Raw genomic sequence first — 14,912 nt, forward strand, 5'->3', positions numbered from 1 at the left:
TTCACGTTGGAGTGCCGGGGCTGCGGCACTGGCAGCTGCGGTCGTGGTCATGAGCGGTTGCAGTAGTGGTGATTCGGGCAAAGGACCAATGAGCGCGGAGCGCCTTCAAGAAGAAATCGCCAAGCTGGCTCCGAAAGGCTCATCGGAAGAGGGTTACGCCGCTGCTGAAGCTGCTATCGCCCAGATGGCCGACCAGATCGCAGCCCTGGTGCCCGGCCTGACCTGGAAATGGCACGATGACGGGCTCCACTGGCTTAGCTGCCTCCAAGACACCCGATACGAGACGCCAGCCGAAGAATCAGTGCTGGCGGTCACCCGCAACACACGGTCTGCATTGTTCAGCGGCCCGATCCCCGAGGACGTGTGGCCAGCCGCCGTCAAGATCGTCGAGGACAAAGCGCGCGGTTTCGGAATCACACAGTGGGCAGGAAACACCGATGTGGCCCAAAACCACGACATCGTCATCCACGACAACGACTACAACCCGGACCCCAACAACCAATGGACGAACAGCTTCGAAATCGGTACCCGCGTCGTAGCGAGGCTGGCAGGGTCAGTGGGCTGTCGGCTATGGCAGAAATCTCTGGACCGTTACCAGTCTGAACAGGGCAATCCTCCTGCCAGCGGCACCCGGTAAGGCCCAGAACGTGACTGACTCTATAAACAACGACACTGACGAAACGCAGCGGAGCCAACAGCTCGGAGACGACGCGGCCACGGGCCCGGTCCAATCCGGAAGCCACCATCGGCAGATGAGCCGCCCACCGATTCGCCGCTGGACATTAGTTGCGAGTGCAGCCCTCGTAGTTGTGGCAGCCCTCGCCATCGCCGACATGATTTGGTGGCGCCGTGCCGGGCAAGGCATTTGGTGGTTCCTGGTCGCCGCGCTAGCGGTGGCGGCGGCCTGGCTGCTTGCTACACGTATCTCGCACACCGGGCGCCGCGCCCTGGCTGCCGGCGTAGTCACGATAGTGGCCGCAGTCGCGGTCGGAGCCGACTATCTAGCCATCAGCCAAGGATGGCTAGTACGTCAGACCACCGACAAAGAAATAGCGGCAGCCTGGGAACAAGCGTGGAAAGACGTCGATAAGGCTCCTCAGGCACCGCCTGACTTCACAATCCTGCCGCGCCAGTACCCCGACCCCGCACAAAAGGTTTCCACAGCGGACACCGCTGCTCCGGTAGGTGCCTGCGCGCAACTCGGCGGCACCACGGCGCACTCAACGCTGTCGGTCGTGCCCTGCGACTCCGAGCGCAGCAATGTCAAAATCATCCAGCAAGTCAGCCACCCTCGTGAATGCGTCCGCGATGCTGACCAAAGCTACTACCACAATGGCCCTGATGGGCAATGGACTGCATGTCTGGACTACGCCTGGCAAACCAGCCGCTGCCTAGCAATCAGCCCCGGGAAAATCATCAATGTCGCGTGCGACGACCCCGCCATACCCAACAAAGAAAAACCGGTACGAGTCTTCCGTAACGTCAACCACACCCACGACTGCACCGAAGGCGGATTCGCCCACCCCGTACGCCTCTACACCATCTGCACTGAGACCCAGCCTTAGCACACGCTGCCGCGTCGGTGGGCTGCTAAGGACATCTCGGCAACGATAACTGCGCAGCTCGCGAACCAACGGGCTACACGTAGGAGTGCGTACGAGAAGCTGGCCACACCAGGTGTTCGGTCCTACTCGAAATCCCCGCTGCGCCAGAGTCTGCGTCTGAGATACCAGGAGAGTGGGGGATGAGTATTTCGCCGCCACGCGACGGACAGAGACGCTGTTGCTGGGCCCATCTCCATGAGCCAAAACAGCCTCAGCTGGCACGAGGTCTGTGCCGGTGTGAGTACACATATCCCGCGGTTCGAGTTAACCGTTTGTAGTCAATCTCTGCCTTAGGCTGAGCCAATGATTCAGGCACCTCGGTGGATGCTGGCTGCGATGTGCGCAGCGACGATGCTGGCTTCGGGATGCACGGCGATCGTCGACGGTGAAGCGATAGCCACTCCCGGCGAAGAGGGCAAGCGGCTCACCAACCCCAAGTGCAGCTCGGTGTCGGTGCCGCTTCTGGAAGTGCCGTTGGACAACGACTCTGAGCCGCGCGTCGAGGTTCCGCAGCCCGCGGGGTGGGAGCGCGTGAAGCGGTTTGAGAGTGGAGTGGTGCGGGTCTACTTGTCAGCCCCGGATCTTCAGGCCAAAGGGTTTGTTCCGAACGCCACGGTGGCGATGGCCGATCTGACCGGCAAGGTGTCGACGGAGGAGGCAGCCTTTGCCGCCGAGCAGCAGGGGCTGGAGATGTTCGGCATTACCGATCTTGTCGAAGCGACGGGCACTATCTGCGGGTATCCGTCGAAGACGTTGACCTACAACATGGGTCTGGGAAAGATCCCTGTCCACCGGGTTACCACCACCGTTGTCGCGGTGAAGAATGACCGCAAGATTTTCACCATCGGGGTATCGGTGCAGGCGCTGGATGACACCGTGGGCGATTTTGACAGCGCACGTGAAACCATTCTCGCAGGGCTACAGGTCAGTCCGCCCGCTACATCCTGATATCGGTTGCCGGAGAGGCCCATTGGGAATCGATGATGGTGGTGCGCTGCGGTAGCCGGGGTCGGTAAGTGTCATCTTCTGCCATACGGTCGGCAACGCTGGCGTGAATCCAGGCACCATCGGGAATGCGGCGGTGACGGAATATCGGCAGTGCCCAGAGCCAGTTGACTCGATGAATCTCGCCCATGGCGTAGGTGGGTTCAACCGAGCAATATCGTTGGTATTTTTCAGTATTGAGCAGCAAGCCGTGTTCGGCGGCACCGTCGATCACCCATTTGAGTGCGATGTCGGACAGCCGGTCGTCGTCGGCGTAGTCGCCGCCCACATCGGAATGTATGCCGGTGAACCACGCTTCATCGACGAGCCGTTGATCGCCGAGGTACTTGATGAGGTACTCGCGGTACGGTCGGCGTTTCTCGTCGATCGCCACCGCATGTCGACCAGCCAGTGCATTGGGAACACTTGGTGCATAAGGCCATTGCATACTGCGCTTGAAGATGCCGGGCGCGCTGACCGTGTCCCAGAGCCCTAGGTAGGTGATGGGAATGGCAAACTTTCCGTCCTCGCGTCGGGCTACGGTGCGTGAGAACGAGTGCAGCTGATCCCAGCGTTCCGCTGACCAGCTTTCACACGACTGCGCATACAGGCTCACTGCGTAAGGCACGAGATTTTGTGAGCCGGGGCGCAGCATGCCCACTGAGTTAAGCAGCCCGGCAAGGCCTCTCGCGCAAAACGCGCCGCGGCTGAACCCGAAGATGAAGATGCGGTCTCCGGGCTGCCACCGTTCGATCAGATATGTGTAGGCCTGGGCCAGCTTGGCCCGCAGGCCAACGCCGAATGCGATACCCAGCATGCGAGCGGCGAATTGACCTATCGGGGTGTAGGTGCCGATGGCGGGATCGGTGCCGACTCCGGGGTCGTAGTACGAGATCTGCCGGTCGGTCAGATCATGAATCACCATGTCGTAGCCGCGGACGACATTCGTGTTTCCCGCAGCACGGATTTGGTTGCCCGTGCCGTCGAAGCAGATGACGATGTTCTTGGTCATCGTCGCGTGGTGCTAGTCCTCGCCGTCGTAGGGCTTCGGATCGTAGGGCGAGGCGTGAGGATTCTGGTAGTCGACATGCTCTTCGTTCCACACGCCGATGACGGCGGGAGACACCTTGGGCAGCGGTCCGATCAGCTCATTGCCGTTGTCGAGACTCACCAGGAACTCCGGGGTGAAGTGCTGATCCTCGTCCTCCTGGTGATGCTGGCCTGCGGCGCCGGGCGTCATCATGGTCGGCGGCTGAGCGATGCCCATGCCCGACATTGGCGACACTGCAGGTGCGGCCGAAAGTCCCATGCCGGCACCCGCGGTGTATGAACCGGCGATGATCGGCCCGGCAGCGAGGGGAGTCAGATCGGCGTTCTGGTCCTTGTCCTTGTTTTCGTCCTTATTGGTGGTCGGCTTGCCCCACCGGCCGATGCCATAGGTGCCCGGCACTGATCCTGTGTTTGGACCGGTTGCGGTGGTGCTTCCACCTGAGGATGGTCGGGTTCCGGCGCCCGCTCCGGCGGCAGCGGACGCTGCGGCCGCGGGGCTTCCAGCGCCAGCTCCGGAACCACCACCCGCCGCACCTGCGGCGGCTGCGGCAGCACCCGCGGCACCGGAGCCACCTGCGGCAGATGCTTGAGCGGGATCTGCCAGAGCCGCGGCTGCAGCGGCGCGTACCGCAGCTTCATCGATGGGTTTGATCTGGTCGGGCTTGATGTCCTTGCCGGAACCCAAGCCGGATAGCGATGATGCGGCGTTGACCGGCATGGCTGCGGCATCTGCGAACTGCGGAGCGGGAGGAAGAGCGGGGAGACCGGAGGCCGCCTGCTGTGACACGGGGGACCAGACATTCCGCATGATCATGCGGGCCTCGTCTTGCTTCTGCTGCGCGAGCGCTTGTTGCGCGTAGTGTTGCTCGTAGTCGGCCCGTGTGTTGCCTTTGAGCTCTTGCACTTGGACGACATCGGGCATGAGGCTCTTGATCTGCGTCATCGCCGTTTCGACCTCGGCTGGCTTGGTAGCCATGAGTGACAGTCCGTCACTGACCTTTTCGGCGTGAGTTTTGTAATCAGAGACGCCCTGTTTGGCGGCCTCCGCGCCCTGACCGGTCCACTGCGCGCCTACTGCGACGTCAAACGTCTGCTTGAAGTCGTCCAATGCTTTGCTGAAGCCGGTGGCCAGCTTCTCCCAGTCGGCAGAGACCGCTAGAGCGTCTCCAGGTTTGAAGTCGTCGGATGCCGCCTTGATTGCAGCATGCGACCAACCACCGAATTCCTCAGCCGGGACACTGACCGACTCGGTTCCACCATCGATGTTGGCCCCATGCTGGCGCTGTCTTGCGTAGACCACGTCGCGTTCGCGATTACCCCTGGTCCAGCCATCTTCTTCTCCAGTCATGGCCCCTCCTTCGTGTGGTGGCGTGCAACTAGCTCTTCAGGTACAGACGTGGCGTGTGGTGATCCGGTTCCATCATTTCGAGGATTCTTATGACGGAAAGTATGGGAGGAAGGCCTCCAGGTTCGCGCGTGCGGCGGTAAGGCAGTCCGGGTAGGGACTGAAGTCGTCGTGAATCGTCCCCAATACAACCCCGTACACGCCGGTCGAAGCGGCTACGTCCATCGAGCATGCGTGTTTCTCCGGTTGCGGCGACGTGTAGGCGCTAAGTACGCGGCGTCCATTGAGTTCGAACTCGCTTTGATCCCAGTGATTTGCAGTTTTCTTGAGCATCTCGAGTGTGTAGTTCGATGCAGAGACGGTGAGGTAGTACTCGTTCTGTGAGCGGTACTTGCAGAAGACATTTTCTATGTCGCCATTGGTTTGGCTGTCAGACCGAGGTGTCCCTTTGTTGAGCTGTTGCCTCTCGATAACACTTGCAGGGACAATGGTGCAGGGATCGACGGTGATGTGAATGCGTCCGGCCGTATTGGTTGAAACCGGTGACGTGACGGGTGCTCCAGGAACTGGATCCGCACAACCAGCGAGGATGAGAAGCAGCGATGCGAAGATCGCGAACCGAGACACGTGTCTATACCTGGTTATCCGCCGTGTGATCCAAAACTATTGGCGTTTTTGGCATCAGTTGCCTTGTATCCGCGACGTAGCGCAGTAAACAGGTCCATCATCTCATCGACCTGATCGATATGTGACTGGAAGGCTTTAGTTGCACTCGAACCGTCACCAGACGCCTTTAGTTGAAAAGCTTTGGCGAGTGCGGCGCCTGATCCGAGGTGTCCCTCAGAGAACCCAAGTGGGTACGTGCTCAGGATCTCAGCATCCTGCGTCAGATCCTTTAACGCTTGCTTGTAGGCGACACATGCGGCCAGGATGTTGTCGATCGCGCCGTCCTCAAGGTGCAGGACGAGACTCCCGTTCGCGGCACTCTGTTTGAGGTTTTCTACAGACATCGAGCCCCCTCAGGTCATGGCCGGATTTGGCCAGGTCAGGTTCATCGTATGTGTATAGGACGTCGATCGTCCCGGATCGGTTCCATCGAATTTCGACGGGCACGCCGACTCGGCTATCCACCCCAGCGTCTGCGCACTCCGGTGTATCGCCAGCCCAGCGCCGCCAATGCCCACGTCACGATGAACAACGCCACGATCACGTAACCCATCGCGGCCAGATCCAGCCCGCCCACCGCAGCCAGCGGACCCGTCGTGATGTTCAGCTTCTCGGTGAGAATCGAAATGATCTCCTGCGACCCGATCAGCACGGCCACCGCCACCGACAACCCGGTGATGACCAGGTTGTAGTAGATCTTGCGCGCGGGCTCTTGGAACGCCCAGTCGTAGGCGAAGTTCATCAACGATCCGTCGAGCGAATCGAACAGTGACATCCCGGCACTGAACAGAATGGGCAGCACCAAGATCGCGTACCAGGGCAGCCCGGTCGCCGCGGCCCCGCCGGCGATCACCAGCAGTGACACCTCGGTCACCGTGTCGAACCCCAACCCGAACAACAGGCCCACCGGGTACATCTGCCAGGGCTTACGGATCGCCGCCATCAATGGCCCGAAAAGCCGGTTCAGCCCGCCGCGATTAGACAGCTCACGCTCCAGCGCCGCCTCATCGACCTCGCCGCCGCGCATCCGCTTGGCGATCCGGTAGATGCCGATCAGTGACACCAGGTTGAGCAACCCGATCAGCAACAGGAACGTCCCGGACACCGCCGTCCCGAATAGGCCCGTCCACTGCTGCAGTGACGAGTTTTCGTCGGAAACATTGGCCGCCAACGTCTTAACGCCGAGCGCCAGTAGCCCGACCATGACGAACACGATCGACGAATGCCCCAGTGAGAACCAGAAACCCACCGACATCGGGCGCCTGCCATCGGCCACCAGCTTGCGGGTGGTGTTGTCGATCGCCGCGATGTGGTCGGCGTCAAAAGCGTGCCGCATGCCCAGCGTGTATGCCGTGACTCCCAGCCCAACCCCGAACACGCTGCCCTGCACCGTGAAATGCGCGGGCGTAACGAGGAAGAGCAGCATGCCCCAGCCCAGGACGTGCAGTGCGCCCACCGCAACGCTCATTCCGATGACGCTGCGCCGTTGACCCTCGTCCAAACGACGCCACGCGGTGAGAATCTGCACGTCTGCGAGCCTAGACGACCGGCTTACCCATCCGCTCGCGCAATCGCATGTCCCAGATGAGCACGGAGTAGGACAAGGTCCACAACCGCGCGGGCAGCATGCGATCGGCGATCCGCAGCGCGCTCAGCAGCGCGTCGAAGCGCCGCTGGTCGCGACCCGACCACGGAACCTGCAACAGGTCCCGGAACTGCGGCGGCAGAAACCCTTTGGTGGCAAAGAGATTGAACCGTCCGGCGGCCCGCAGCGGCCAGGGCAGCATCTTGAACGACGCGACACCCAACAGATGCTCGCGAACCGGCGCATCGATGCGCAGCCCGTCGAGGGAACGTTTCCAGTAGTCGTTGAACGCATCCCGATCCGGCGGCCACTGCTCGGGCCGCACCTGCAAGGCCGTGCCGATTCGTGCGCCGTCGCGATAGATCTCGTCGGCCGTTTCGTCATCGAGTGGACCGTGCAGTGACTCATAGGCCTGCACGTAGTACTGATACAGACACGCCGCCACCCACAGCTGCAGATCAGGATCGAAGGCGTTGTATTTCACCGGGCTGTTAGATGTCGAACGCACCTGCCGGTGCACCGCGTCGACACCGCGCTTCATCACCTCGCGGTCATGGCCGCTGCCCATCGTCGCGACCGCCAGAAACATCCCGGTGGTCCGGGCCCGTTTGAACGGATGCTTGTAGACGTTGCCGCTGTCCACGGGGCTCTCCAGCACCCCGTATCCGACACCGGGATGTGCGAGCTGCATGATCACGTTCGAGGCAGGCAACAGCAGCGACGCGGGATTCACCAGGTCCACAAGCCTGGCAGGCGAGTGCTTCATTGCACAGCAAATTCTATAGGGTGTTTGCGTGTCGCGCCGAGGATTTCGCGCCGCGGGCATAGCCCTCGGCTACGCCCTGGACCTGCGCTTTGGCGACCCACAGCGGTTTCATCCGGTCGCCGGTTTCGGGCAGGCCGCCGCGGCGCTGGAGTCGTACACCTATCGGGACACCAAGCCCGCCGGCGCGGCCCACACCATCGCGCTGCTGACCGCTGTTACCGTCGCCGGGTGGGCCGCCGAACGCGCGGCACGCCGCTCCGCGACGGCCACCGTCGTCGTGACGGCCGTCGCGACCTGGGCCACGCTCGGCGGAACCTCCCTGGTTGGAGTCGGCGCCCGGATGTCGGACCACCTGTATGACAACGACATCGACGACGCACGCGCGCTGCTGCCCTCCCTGTGCGGCCGGGACCCGAGTCTGCTCGACGTCGACGGCATCGCCCGCGCCACCGTGGAATCCCTGGCCGAGAACACCTCCGACGCCCACACCGGCCCACTGGTATGGGCGGCGCTCGCCGGAGTGCCCGGTGTGCTGGCCTATCGCGCGGCCAACACCCTGGACGCGATGATCGGCCACAAATCGGCCCGATACCTGCGATTCGGCTGGGCGGCAGCACAGTTGGACGACGTGCTCAACTTGCTCCCGGCCAGGGTCACCGCGCTGGCCACGGCGATCGCGGCCCCCTTTCTCGGGGGCTCAGCCGTCGCGTCGCTGCGGGTCTGCCTGCGCGACGGGCATCACCACCCCAGTCCCAACGCCGGCGTGGCCGAGGCGGCATTCGCCGGTGCCCTCGGTGTGCATCTGGGTGGCCCGGTTCGGTATCCGTATGGCGAAGAGGTCCGTCCCACCTTGGGCCGTGGCGCCGCGCCTAGGGTCGGGGATGTGTATGAGGCAGCTCGGCTTTCGCGCGCCGTGCAGCACGTGACGGCCGCTATCGCGGTGCTCGCCGCGCTGCGTCAGCGCCGTCCGTAACGGTCGGCCAACCGCTCCTCGGCAGTCTTCGGTACCCCGGGTTTCACCGCTTTCACGGCGGCGGCCGCGGCGCGGCGCTGCCTGATTTCGGAGAACACGAAGTACCCCAACCCGATTGGTGCCAGTATCCCGAACGCGATCCACTGGATCCCGTACGACAGGAACGGTCCGGCGTCCAGCTGCGGCAGCGGGATGGCCCCCAAGCCGCCCGGCTGATCCTCCGAGAGCTGTAGATATGGCCCGACAAGCGGAGTCTTCAGCAGCGTCGCGACCTGCCCGGGAACGATCGAATACACCTGGTATTCACCGTTTTCCAGGAACGGTGCCTTCTCCGACTGCTGTTCGGATTCCCGCAGCCGCGCGTTGATCGTCACCTGCCCGGTGGGCGCGGCGGGTACCGGCGGCGCGCTGGTGCCCTGCTCGGGGCGCACATAGCCGCGGTCCACCAGAATCGCGGGACCATCGTCGACCTGGAACACCGTCAGCGCTTCGTAGGCCGGCTTGGCATCGATTACCCGCAGCCGGGCCAGCACCTGGCGATCCGGCAGATAGTGGCCCGTGGCCGTCACGCGGCGCCATTCGGAATCCTCGGGCATCGAATGGTCAGGCCGGAGCTCATCTTTCAGTGGCACCGGGTCGGCGCTCACCGAATGGGCGATGCGGTTGTTCTCCCGCGAAGTCTTGGTGTTCTTGCCCAGCTGCCAGGGAGCCAACACCGTGAAGCACAGGTATGCGAAGGCGACGACCACCAGCGCCAGGGCGATCCATCCCGGGCGCAGCAGAAACGCGAGCCGTCGCATCAGCTGCTCTCTCGCTCCGCGAGTGTCTTGTCGACCCACTCGTGCAGGCCGGGCATCGCGGCCTCGATGACCGTCAGCACATCCACGAAATCGTCGCGGCCGCCGTAATACGGGTCCTCGACATCCATGGCCGCCCGGCTGGCCCGCGGATCGAAGGACCGAAGCAGCCGCACGCGCTCGGGGTCGGCTCCCAGATGCAGCAGCATCCGGGAGTGGTTGCGTGCCAGGGCGATGATGAGATCGGCGCTCAAATGATCGTCGTCTACCTGGGCCGCGCGGTGATCCGTCGGATAGCCGTATTCGGCCAGCACGCTGGTGGCGCGTTCGTCGGCGGGCTGTCCGGCATGCCAGTCTCCGGTACCGGCACTGCTGACGCGGACCCGATCGCCCAGACCGCGTTCGGCCAGCTGGTGCGCCAGCATCTTTTCGGCGATGGGGGAGCGGCAGATGTTGCCGGTGCACACGAAGGTGACGTGCAGCTCAGACATGAAGCTCCTCGCGCAGTTCCTGCGGGGTTCTGACGCGCCCGATGATCCATTCGGCAAGTTCACCGGGATCGCCGTCGAAATCCGTTGCTCCATAACCCCAGTCGACGATGACGGTGCCGATACCGTGGGCGGCGGCGCCCTCCACATCGTGCACCCGGTCACCGACCATCACCACACCGGTCGCCGGAACCTCGTCCAGCTGGGACAGCGCGTGCGCGATCACATCGGCCTTGCTGGACCGCACGCCGTCCGGGCTTGCGCCCGCGATCACCTGGAAAAACTCGGCAAGCCCGAAATGCTCGAGGATGCGCGCCGCGATGGGCTCGGACTTGGATGTGGCCACCACCATGGGCACCCCTGCCTCGTGCAGCCCGGTCAGCACGTCGTGGATGCCCTCGAACATCGCATTGACGGCCCATCCACGTTCGCCATAGTCGGCGCGGTAGGCCGCAATCGCGTCGTCCGCACGGTCGCCGAGGCCCATCGAGCCGAGGGTGATGTGCATGGGCGGTCCCACCACCCGCGACGCGATATCGCCGGTGGGTTCGGGGGCGCCGACATGGCTGAGCGCGTGACGGAAACTGGAGACGATCCCCGGTGCAGAGTCAGTCAAGGTGCCGTCGAGATCGAAGATCACCAGCATCGGAGGAGCCACCCCCCTACATTAGTGTCGAGACATGACTGGGCCGCGAAAGGGAGTGCGCTACCACGGCGACCAGGCGCTGACACCCGGCGTCCTGGATTTCGCTGTGAACGTGCGCGCTGCCGCGCCGCCGCAGTGGCTGCGCGACCGTCTGGCATCCCGGCTCGATGACCTGGGCGGTTACCCGCGCCGGGCCGATGAGGAGCGCGCCATCGCGGCGATCGCCGAACGACATGGCCGAACGGCCGACGAGGTGTTGCTGCTGGCCGGCGCCGCCGAGGGCTTCGCGATGCTGCCTCGGCTGAACCCGCGACGGGCCGCGGTGTTCGCGCCGGGCTTCACCGAACCGGAAGCAATCCTTGCCGAGGCGGGTGTCCCCATCGACCACGTGGTGTTGCCGCCACCGTTCACTCTCGGCTCTCAACATGTCCCCGGGGAGGCCGACCTGGTGGTCATCGGGAACCCCACCAACCCGACCTCGGTGCTGCACCGCCGCGCGGACCTGCTCGCGCTGGGTGGTCCCGGCCGAATCCTGATGGTCGACGAGGCCTTCATGGATGCGGTGCCCGGTGAGCCGGAGTCGCTGGCCGGGCAGCGACTGCCCGGGCTTGTTGTGCTGCGCAGCCTCACCAAAACGTGGGCGCTGGCGGGATTGCGCGCGGGCTACGCCGTCGGTGATCCCGAGGTGCTGGGCAGGCTCGCGCATGGTCGTGCGCATTGGCCCTTGGGCACAATGCAACTCGAAGCTCTCTTCGCCTGCAATACCCCGGAAGCGATCGCACACGCCGTGCAGGACGCGCAGCGTCTTGTCGAGACGCGTCGTGAGCAGGCCGACGCGCTGCGCGGTCTGGGGTTGACGGTCACCGATGGATCCGCACCGTTCCTGCTGGTGGCTGTGCCCGATGCGGAATTGATGCGAAAAGGGCTGGCGGTCAACAACATCGCTGTCCGCCGCTGCGACACCTTTGTGGGGCTCGACGGAGACTATCTGCGGGTGGCGGTGCGATCCGAATGGCCGGAGCTGGTGCAAGCGATGAAGGAGATTCTGTAGTGGGTGTGCGGCTCGCGGACATCATCGACGTGCTCGATGCGGCGTATCCGCCTGGGCTCGCCGAATCGTGGGACTCGGTGGGTTTGGTCTGTGGTGATCCAGACCAGCAGATCGACGCGGTAACCGTGGCCGTCGATGCGACGGCCACGGTGCTCGACGAGATGGACAACACCGGTTCACATCTGCTGTTGGCGCACCATCCGCTGCTACTGCGCGGTGTGGACACGGTGGCAGCCAGCACCCCCAAGGGCGCGTTGATACATCGCCTCATCCGATCCGGCGGTGCCTTGTTCACCGCGCACACCAACGCCGACTCGGCGAGCCCCGGCGTGTCCGACGCGCTGGCCGAAGCCCTGGGGCTGACAGTGACCGCGGTGTTGGCGCCGCAGTTCGCCGACTATGACAAATGGGTGGTGTTCGTGCCCACCGAGTCGGTCGACACGGTGCGCCGTGCCATGTTCGACGCGGGTGCCGGGCATATCGGCGCCTACTCCGACTGCTCCTGGCGCGTCACCGGCACCGGCCAGTTCCGGCCGCTGGACGGTTCGGACCCCACTATCGGTGCCCATGGCGTCGTGGAGCAGGTCGTTGAGGACCGAGTGGAAATGGTGGCCCCGTCGCGGCTGCGCTGTGCCCTCTACGCGGCGATCCATGCCGCACACCCCTACGAGGTGCCGGCCATCGACGTGTTGCCCATGGCGCCGGTCCCGGCGGGCACCGGTTTGGGGCGCGTGGGTGTACTTGATGAACCAGAACCCTTACGCGACTTTGTATCCCGAGTGGGTTCCGCCTTGCCGGAAACCGTGTGGGGCACCCGTGCCGCCGGCAATCCGGACGCGTTGATCAAGACCGTCGCCGTCTGTGGTGGCGCTGGCGACTCGTTACTGAGCGCAGCCATCGGAGCCGGGGTCGACGCCTACGTCACCGCGGACCTGCGGCACCATCCCGCAGATGAGCACGCACGGGCAAGTAGCGTTGCACTCGTTGACGTGGCGCATTGGGCCAGTGAATTTCCGTGGTGCGCCCAGGCGGCGCGGGTGCTCGACACGGAGTTCGGCAAGAAGTTGACGACCAAGATCTCACCGATACGTACCGACCCGTGGACATTAGGAGTCAAGGCATGAAAGCCAATCCGGCACAACAACGTCTGCTGGTAGACCTGGCATCGGTAGATGCCGAGTTGACGCGCATCGCGCACCGGCGGGCGAATCCACCGGAACGGCAGGAACACGGGGAGTTGCAGGCGCAACAGCGGACAATCCTCGACGAGGTGGGTGCGCTCGGCATCGCCTTGGAGGATCTGGACGTACAGGTGGCCAAGCTGGACGCCGAAGTTACCGCCGTCCGTCAGCGGGAAGACCGCGACCGCTCCCTGTTGGCTTCGGGCAGTGTGAACCCGAAGGAACTCAACGATATTCAGCACGAACTCGACACTCTTGAGCGTCGTCAATCCAGCCTGGAGGACTCGGAGCTGGAATTGATGGAGCGCCGTGAGGAGCTGCAGGCCCAACAGAACTCGGCGCAGGCCAATGCCGACAAGCTCGCGGAGAGGGTGGCGGAGATCGAACGGATCCAGCGTGCGGTTGCCATCGACACCGACGCCGAGGAGAACCAGATTAGGCAGCGTCGTGATGGCCTATCGTCCTCTATTGACGGACCGCTGCTGGAAACCTATGAACGGCAGCGCCGTTCGGGGGGTGCAGGAGCGGGTCTGTTGCAGGGCAACAAGTGCGGCGCGTGCCGTATCGAGTTGGACCGAGGTGAGCTGGCCCGAATCTCCGCCGCCGATGTCGACGAGGTGCTGCGGTGCTCCGAATGCAGTGCGATCTTGGTGCGCCCGTGAGAGTTCTCGTCGAAGCTGACGGTGGTTCGCGCGGCAACCCCGGATTGGCCGGATATGGCGCAGTGGTGTTCGCCCCCGATCACGAGACGGTGTTGGGGGAGGCCTGCGAGGCGATCGGGCACGCCACCAACAACGTGGCCGAATATCGCGGTCTGATAGCGGGATTGGCGGAGGCAGCGCGCCTGGGCGCCACCGAAGTCAGCGTCTCGATGGACTCCAAACTCGTCGTCGAGCAGATGTCCGGCCGCTGGAAGGTCAAGCACCCCGACCTGATCACGCTGTACCAGCAGGCCGTCACCGCCGCGATGCAGTTCGAATCTGTCAGCTATCGGTGGATACCCCGGGAACGCAACAAACATGCCGACCGGCTGGCCAATGAGGCGATGGACCGCGCGAGCGGCATCGAACCCAAGGCGCCAAAGAAGTCGAAGGAAACCAAGGAGTCCAACGAACCCAAGGCCGCCGATACCGCGCCGGGCTGGACGGGTGCGCGCGGCAAGCCCACCCGAATGCTGCTGCTGCGCCACGGCCAGACCGAACTGTCGGTGCAGCGCCGCTACTCGGGGCGTGGAAATCCCGAGTTGACCGCCCTGGGACGTGAGCAGGCCGCGAATGCGGCGCGCTATCTCGCGAGCCGCGGCGGCATCGCCGCCGTCATCAGCTCCCCGTTGGGTCGCGCCAAGCAGACCGCTGCCGCGGCTGCCGACGCGCTGGGAGTTCCGTTGACCGTCGATGACGATCTGATCGAAACCGACTTCGGCAAATGGGAGGGTTTGACGTTCTCGGAGGCCTCCGAGCGCGATCCGCAGCTGCACGCCCAGTGGCTCAGCGACACGTCGGTGACTCCGCCGGAAGGGGAGAGCTTCGACGCCGTGCATCACCGGGTGCGGCGCGCGCGCAATCGGATCATCGCCGAGTACGGCGGCGCAACGGTTTTGGTGGTCTCACATGTCACGCCGATCAAGACGCTGCTCCGTCTGGCGCTTGACGCCGGACCAAGCCTGCTGTATCGGCTGCACCTCGATCTGGCATCGCTGAGCATCGCCGAGTTCTATTCAGACGGGCCGGCATCGGTGCGACTCGTCAACGAGACCTCATACCTGACTTAGGCTGT

General features: G+C 63.9%; 17 protein-coding genes. 8 read left to right on the forward strand and 9 right to left on the reverse strand.

Translation table 11 applies throughout. The annotated features are described in order from the left end of the window. Positions 1-88: 88 nt before the first annotated feature. From AOT83_RS19270 to AOT83_RS19280, 3 genes are all read left to right on the forward strand, one after another. Positions 89-637, forward strand: a complete 549-nt coding sequence (locus AOT83_RS19270) for an LppA family lipoprotein (RefSeq protein WP_057966238.1) — start codon at positions 89-91, stop codon at positions 635-637. Between the two features lie 115 nt (positions 638-752). Further along, on the forward strand, positions 753-1,565 hold the full coding sequence (locus tag AOT83_RS19275) for a hypothetical protein (protein ID WP_131726931.1): 813 nt from the start codon (positions 753-755) through the stop codon (positions 1,563-1,565). A 390-nt stretch (positions 1,566-1,955) separates the two neighbouring features. Further along, entirely contained in the window at positions 1,956-2,552 is a 597-nt protein-coding gene (locus tag AOT83_RS19280) for an LpqN/LpqT family lipoprotein (RefSeq protein WP_057966278.1), read from the forward strand. Here AOT83_RS19280 and AOT83_RS19285 read toward each other — a convergent pair. The 6 genes from AOT83_RS19285 to AOT83_RS19310 all read right to left on the reverse strand — a co-directional run bounded on the left by AOT83_RS19285 (position 2,542) and on the right by AOT83_RS19310 (position 8,000). Then, on the reverse strand, positions 2,542-3,600 hold the full coding sequence (locus AOT83_RS19285) for a DUF2235 domain-containing protein (protein ID WP_057966240.1): 1,059 nt from the start codon (positions 3,598-3,600) through the stop codon (positions 2,542-2,544). The genes AOT83_RS19280 and AOT83_RS19285 overlap by 11 nt on opposite strands. A gap of 12 nt (positions 3,601-3,612) precedes the next feature. Then, a complete protein-coding gene (locus AOT83_RS19290) occupies positions 3,613-4,986 on the reverse strand; it encodes a hypothetical protein (protein ID WP_057966241.1) in 1,374 nt (457 codons plus the stop codon). An 87-nt stretch (positions 4,987-5,073) separates the two neighbouring features. Beyond that, positions 5,074-5,610, reverse strand: coding sequence for a DUF3558 family protein (locus AOT83_RS19295; RefSeq protein ID WP_078354275.1), 537 nt, complete (start codon positions 5,608-5,610; stop codon positions 5,074-5,076). Between the two features lie 14 nt (positions 5,611-5,624). Further along, the gene (locus AOT83_RS19300; protein ID WP_057966242.1) at positions 5,625-5,993 is read right to left on the reverse strand and encodes a hypothetical protein; all 369 of its coding nucleotides are present in this window, start codon (positions 5,991-5,993) and stop codon (positions 5,625-5,627) included. A gap of 113 nt (positions 5,994-6,106) precedes the next feature. Further along, positions 6,107-7,150: a HoxN/HupN/NixA family nickel/cobalt transporter gene (locus tag AOT83_RS19305; protein ID WP_198530394.1), complete on the reverse strand. Its 1,044-nt coding sequence runs from the start codon at positions 7,148-7,150 to the stop codon at positions 6,107-6,109. 37 nt (positions 7,151-7,187) lie between these two features. Next, on the reverse strand, positions 7,188-8,000 hold the full coding sequence (locus tag AOT83_RS19310; protein WP_057966243.1) for an oxygenase MpaB family protein: 813 nt from the start codon (positions 7,998-8,000) through the stop codon (positions 7,188-7,190). A 28-nt stretch (positions 8,001-8,028) separates the two neighbouring features. On the opposite strand from AOT83_RS19310, the gene AOT83_RS19315 reads away from it, so the two are divergent. Beyond that, on the forward strand, positions 8,029-8,973 hold the full coding sequence (locus AOT83_RS19315) for a cobalamin biosynthesis protein (protein WP_057966244.1): 945 nt from the start codon (positions 8,029-8,031) through the stop codon (positions 8,971-8,973). Here the strand turns inward: AOT83_RS19315 and AOT83_RS19320 are convergent. From AOT83_RS19320 to AOT83_RS19330, 3 genes are read right to left on the reverse strand one after another with little or no spacing between them, the layout of a single operon-like run. After that, positions 8,958-9,773 carry an SURF1 family protein gene (locus AOT83_RS19320; protein WP_057966245.1) on the reverse strand — a complete coding sequence of 272 codons (816 nt, stop codon included), beginning with the start codon at positions 9,771-9,773 and terminating at the stop codon, positions 8,958-8,960. The genes AOT83_RS19315 and AOT83_RS19320 overlap by 16 nt on opposite strands. After that, entirely contained in the window at positions 9,773-10,261 is a 489-nt protein-coding gene (locus tag AOT83_RS19325; protein ID WP_030095397.1) for a low molecular weight protein-tyrosine-phosphatase, read from the reverse strand. Before AOT83_RS19325 ends, AOT83_RS19320 begins: the two co-directional genes overlap by 1 nt. Beyond that, positions 10,254-10,904, reverse strand: coding sequence for an HAD-IA family hydrolase (locus AOT83_RS19330; protein WP_081343684.1), 651 nt, complete (start codon positions 10,902-10,904; stop codon positions 10,254-10,256). The genes AOT83_RS19325 and AOT83_RS19330 overlap by 8 nt, the downstream gene beginning before the upstream one ends. Positions 10,905-10,938: 34 nt before the next feature. On the opposite strand from AOT83_RS19330, the gene cobC reads away from it, so the two are divergent. The 4 genes from cobC to AOT83_RS19350 are packed head-to-tail and all read left to right on the forward strand — an operon-like array spanning position 10,939 to position 14,907. Continuing rightward, the gene (cobC, locus tag AOT83_RS19335; RefSeq protein WP_057966246.1) at positions 10,939-11,955 is read left to right on the forward strand and encodes an Rv2231c family pyridoxal phosphate-dependent protein CobC; all 1,017 of its coding nucleotides are present in this window, start codon (positions 10,939-10,941) and stop codon (positions 11,953-11,955) included. Next, positions 11,955-13,079, forward strand: coding sequence for a Nif3-like dinuclear metal center hexameric protein (locus AOT83_RS19340; RefSeq protein ID WP_057966247.1), 1,125 nt, complete (start codon positions 11,955-11,957; stop codon positions 13,077-13,079). Before cobC ends, AOT83_RS19340 begins: the two co-directional genes overlap by 1 nt. Next, positions 13,076-13,798, forward strand: a complete 723-nt coding sequence (locus AOT83_RS19345; protein WP_057966248.1) for a C4-type zinc ribbon domain-containing protein — start codon at positions 13,076-13,078, stop codon at positions 13,796-13,798. The genes AOT83_RS19340 and AOT83_RS19345 overlap by 4 nt, the downstream gene beginning before the upstream one ends. Then, the gene (locus AOT83_RS19350; protein ID WP_057966249.1) at positions 13,795-14,907 is read left to right on the forward strand and encodes a bifunctional RNase H/acid phosphatase; all 1,113 of its coding nucleotides are present in this window, start codon (positions 13,795-13,797) and stop codon (positions 14,905-14,907) included. Before AOT83_RS19345 ends, AOT83_RS19350 begins: the two co-directional genes overlap by 4 nt. Positions 14,908-14,912: the final 5 nt, after the last annotated feature.

This window comes from Mycobacteroides sp. H001 (assembly GCF_001440005.1).
GTDB classification, from domain to species: Bacteria; Actinomycetota; Actinomycetes; order Mycobacteriales; family Mycobacteriaceae; genus Mycobacterium; species Mycobacterium gwanakae.

What these genes read in the sequence shown, in the direction of transcription:
- AOT83_RS19270 (WP_057966238.1), top strand. Translation starts at nt 89, where the DNA reads ATGAGCGCGGAGCGCCTTCAAGAAGAAATCGCCAAGCTGGCTCCGAAA.
- AOT83_RS19275 (WP_131726931.1), top strand. Translation starts at nt 753, where the DNA reads ATGAGCCGCCCACCGATTCGCCGCTGGACATTAGTTGCGAGTGCAGCC.
- AOT83_RS19280 (WP_057966278.1), top strand. Translation starts at nt 1,956, where the DNA reads ATGCTGGCTTCGGGATGCACGGCGATCGTCGACGGTGAAGCGATAGCC.
- AOT83_RS19285 (WP_057966240.1), bottom strand. Translation starts at nt 3,600, where the DNA reads ATGACCAAGAACATCGTCATCTGCTTCGACGGCACGGGCAACCAAATC.
- AOT83_RS19290 (WP_057966241.1), bottom strand. Translation starts at nt 4,986, where the DNA reads ATGACTGGAGAAGAAGATGGCTGGACCAGGGGTAATCGCGAACGCGAC.
- AOT83_RS19300 (WP_057966242.1), bottom strand. Translation starts at nt 5,993, where the DNA reads ATGTCTGTAGAAAACCTCAAACAGAGTGCCGCGAACGGGAGTCTCGTC.
- AOT83_RS19310 (WP_057966243.1), bottom strand. Translation starts at nt 8,000, where the DNA reads ATGAAGCACTCGCCTGCCAGGCTTGTGGACCTGGTGAATCCCGCGTCG.
- AOT83_RS19320 (WP_057966245.1), bottom strand. Translation starts at nt 9,773, where the DNA reads ATGCGACGGCTCGCGTTTCTGCTGCGCCCGGGATGGATCGCCCTGGCG.
- AOT83_RS19325 (WP_030095397.1), bottom strand. Translation starts at nt 10,261, where the DNA reads ATGTCTGAGCTGCACGTCACCTTCGTGTGCACCGGCAACATCTGCCGC.
- AOT83_RS19330 (WP_081343684.1), bottom strand. Translation starts at nt 10,904, where the DNA reads ATGCTGGTGATCTTCGATCTCGACGGCACCTTGACTGACTCTGCACCG.
- cobC (WP_057966246.1), top strand. Translation starts at nt 10,939, where the DNA reads ATGACTGGGCCGCGAAAGGGAGTGCGCTACCACGGCGACCAGGCGCTG.
- AOT83_RS19345 (WP_057966248.1), top strand. Translation starts at nt 13,076, where the DNA reads ATGAAAGCCAATCCGGCACAACAACGTCTGCTGGTAGACCTGGCATCG.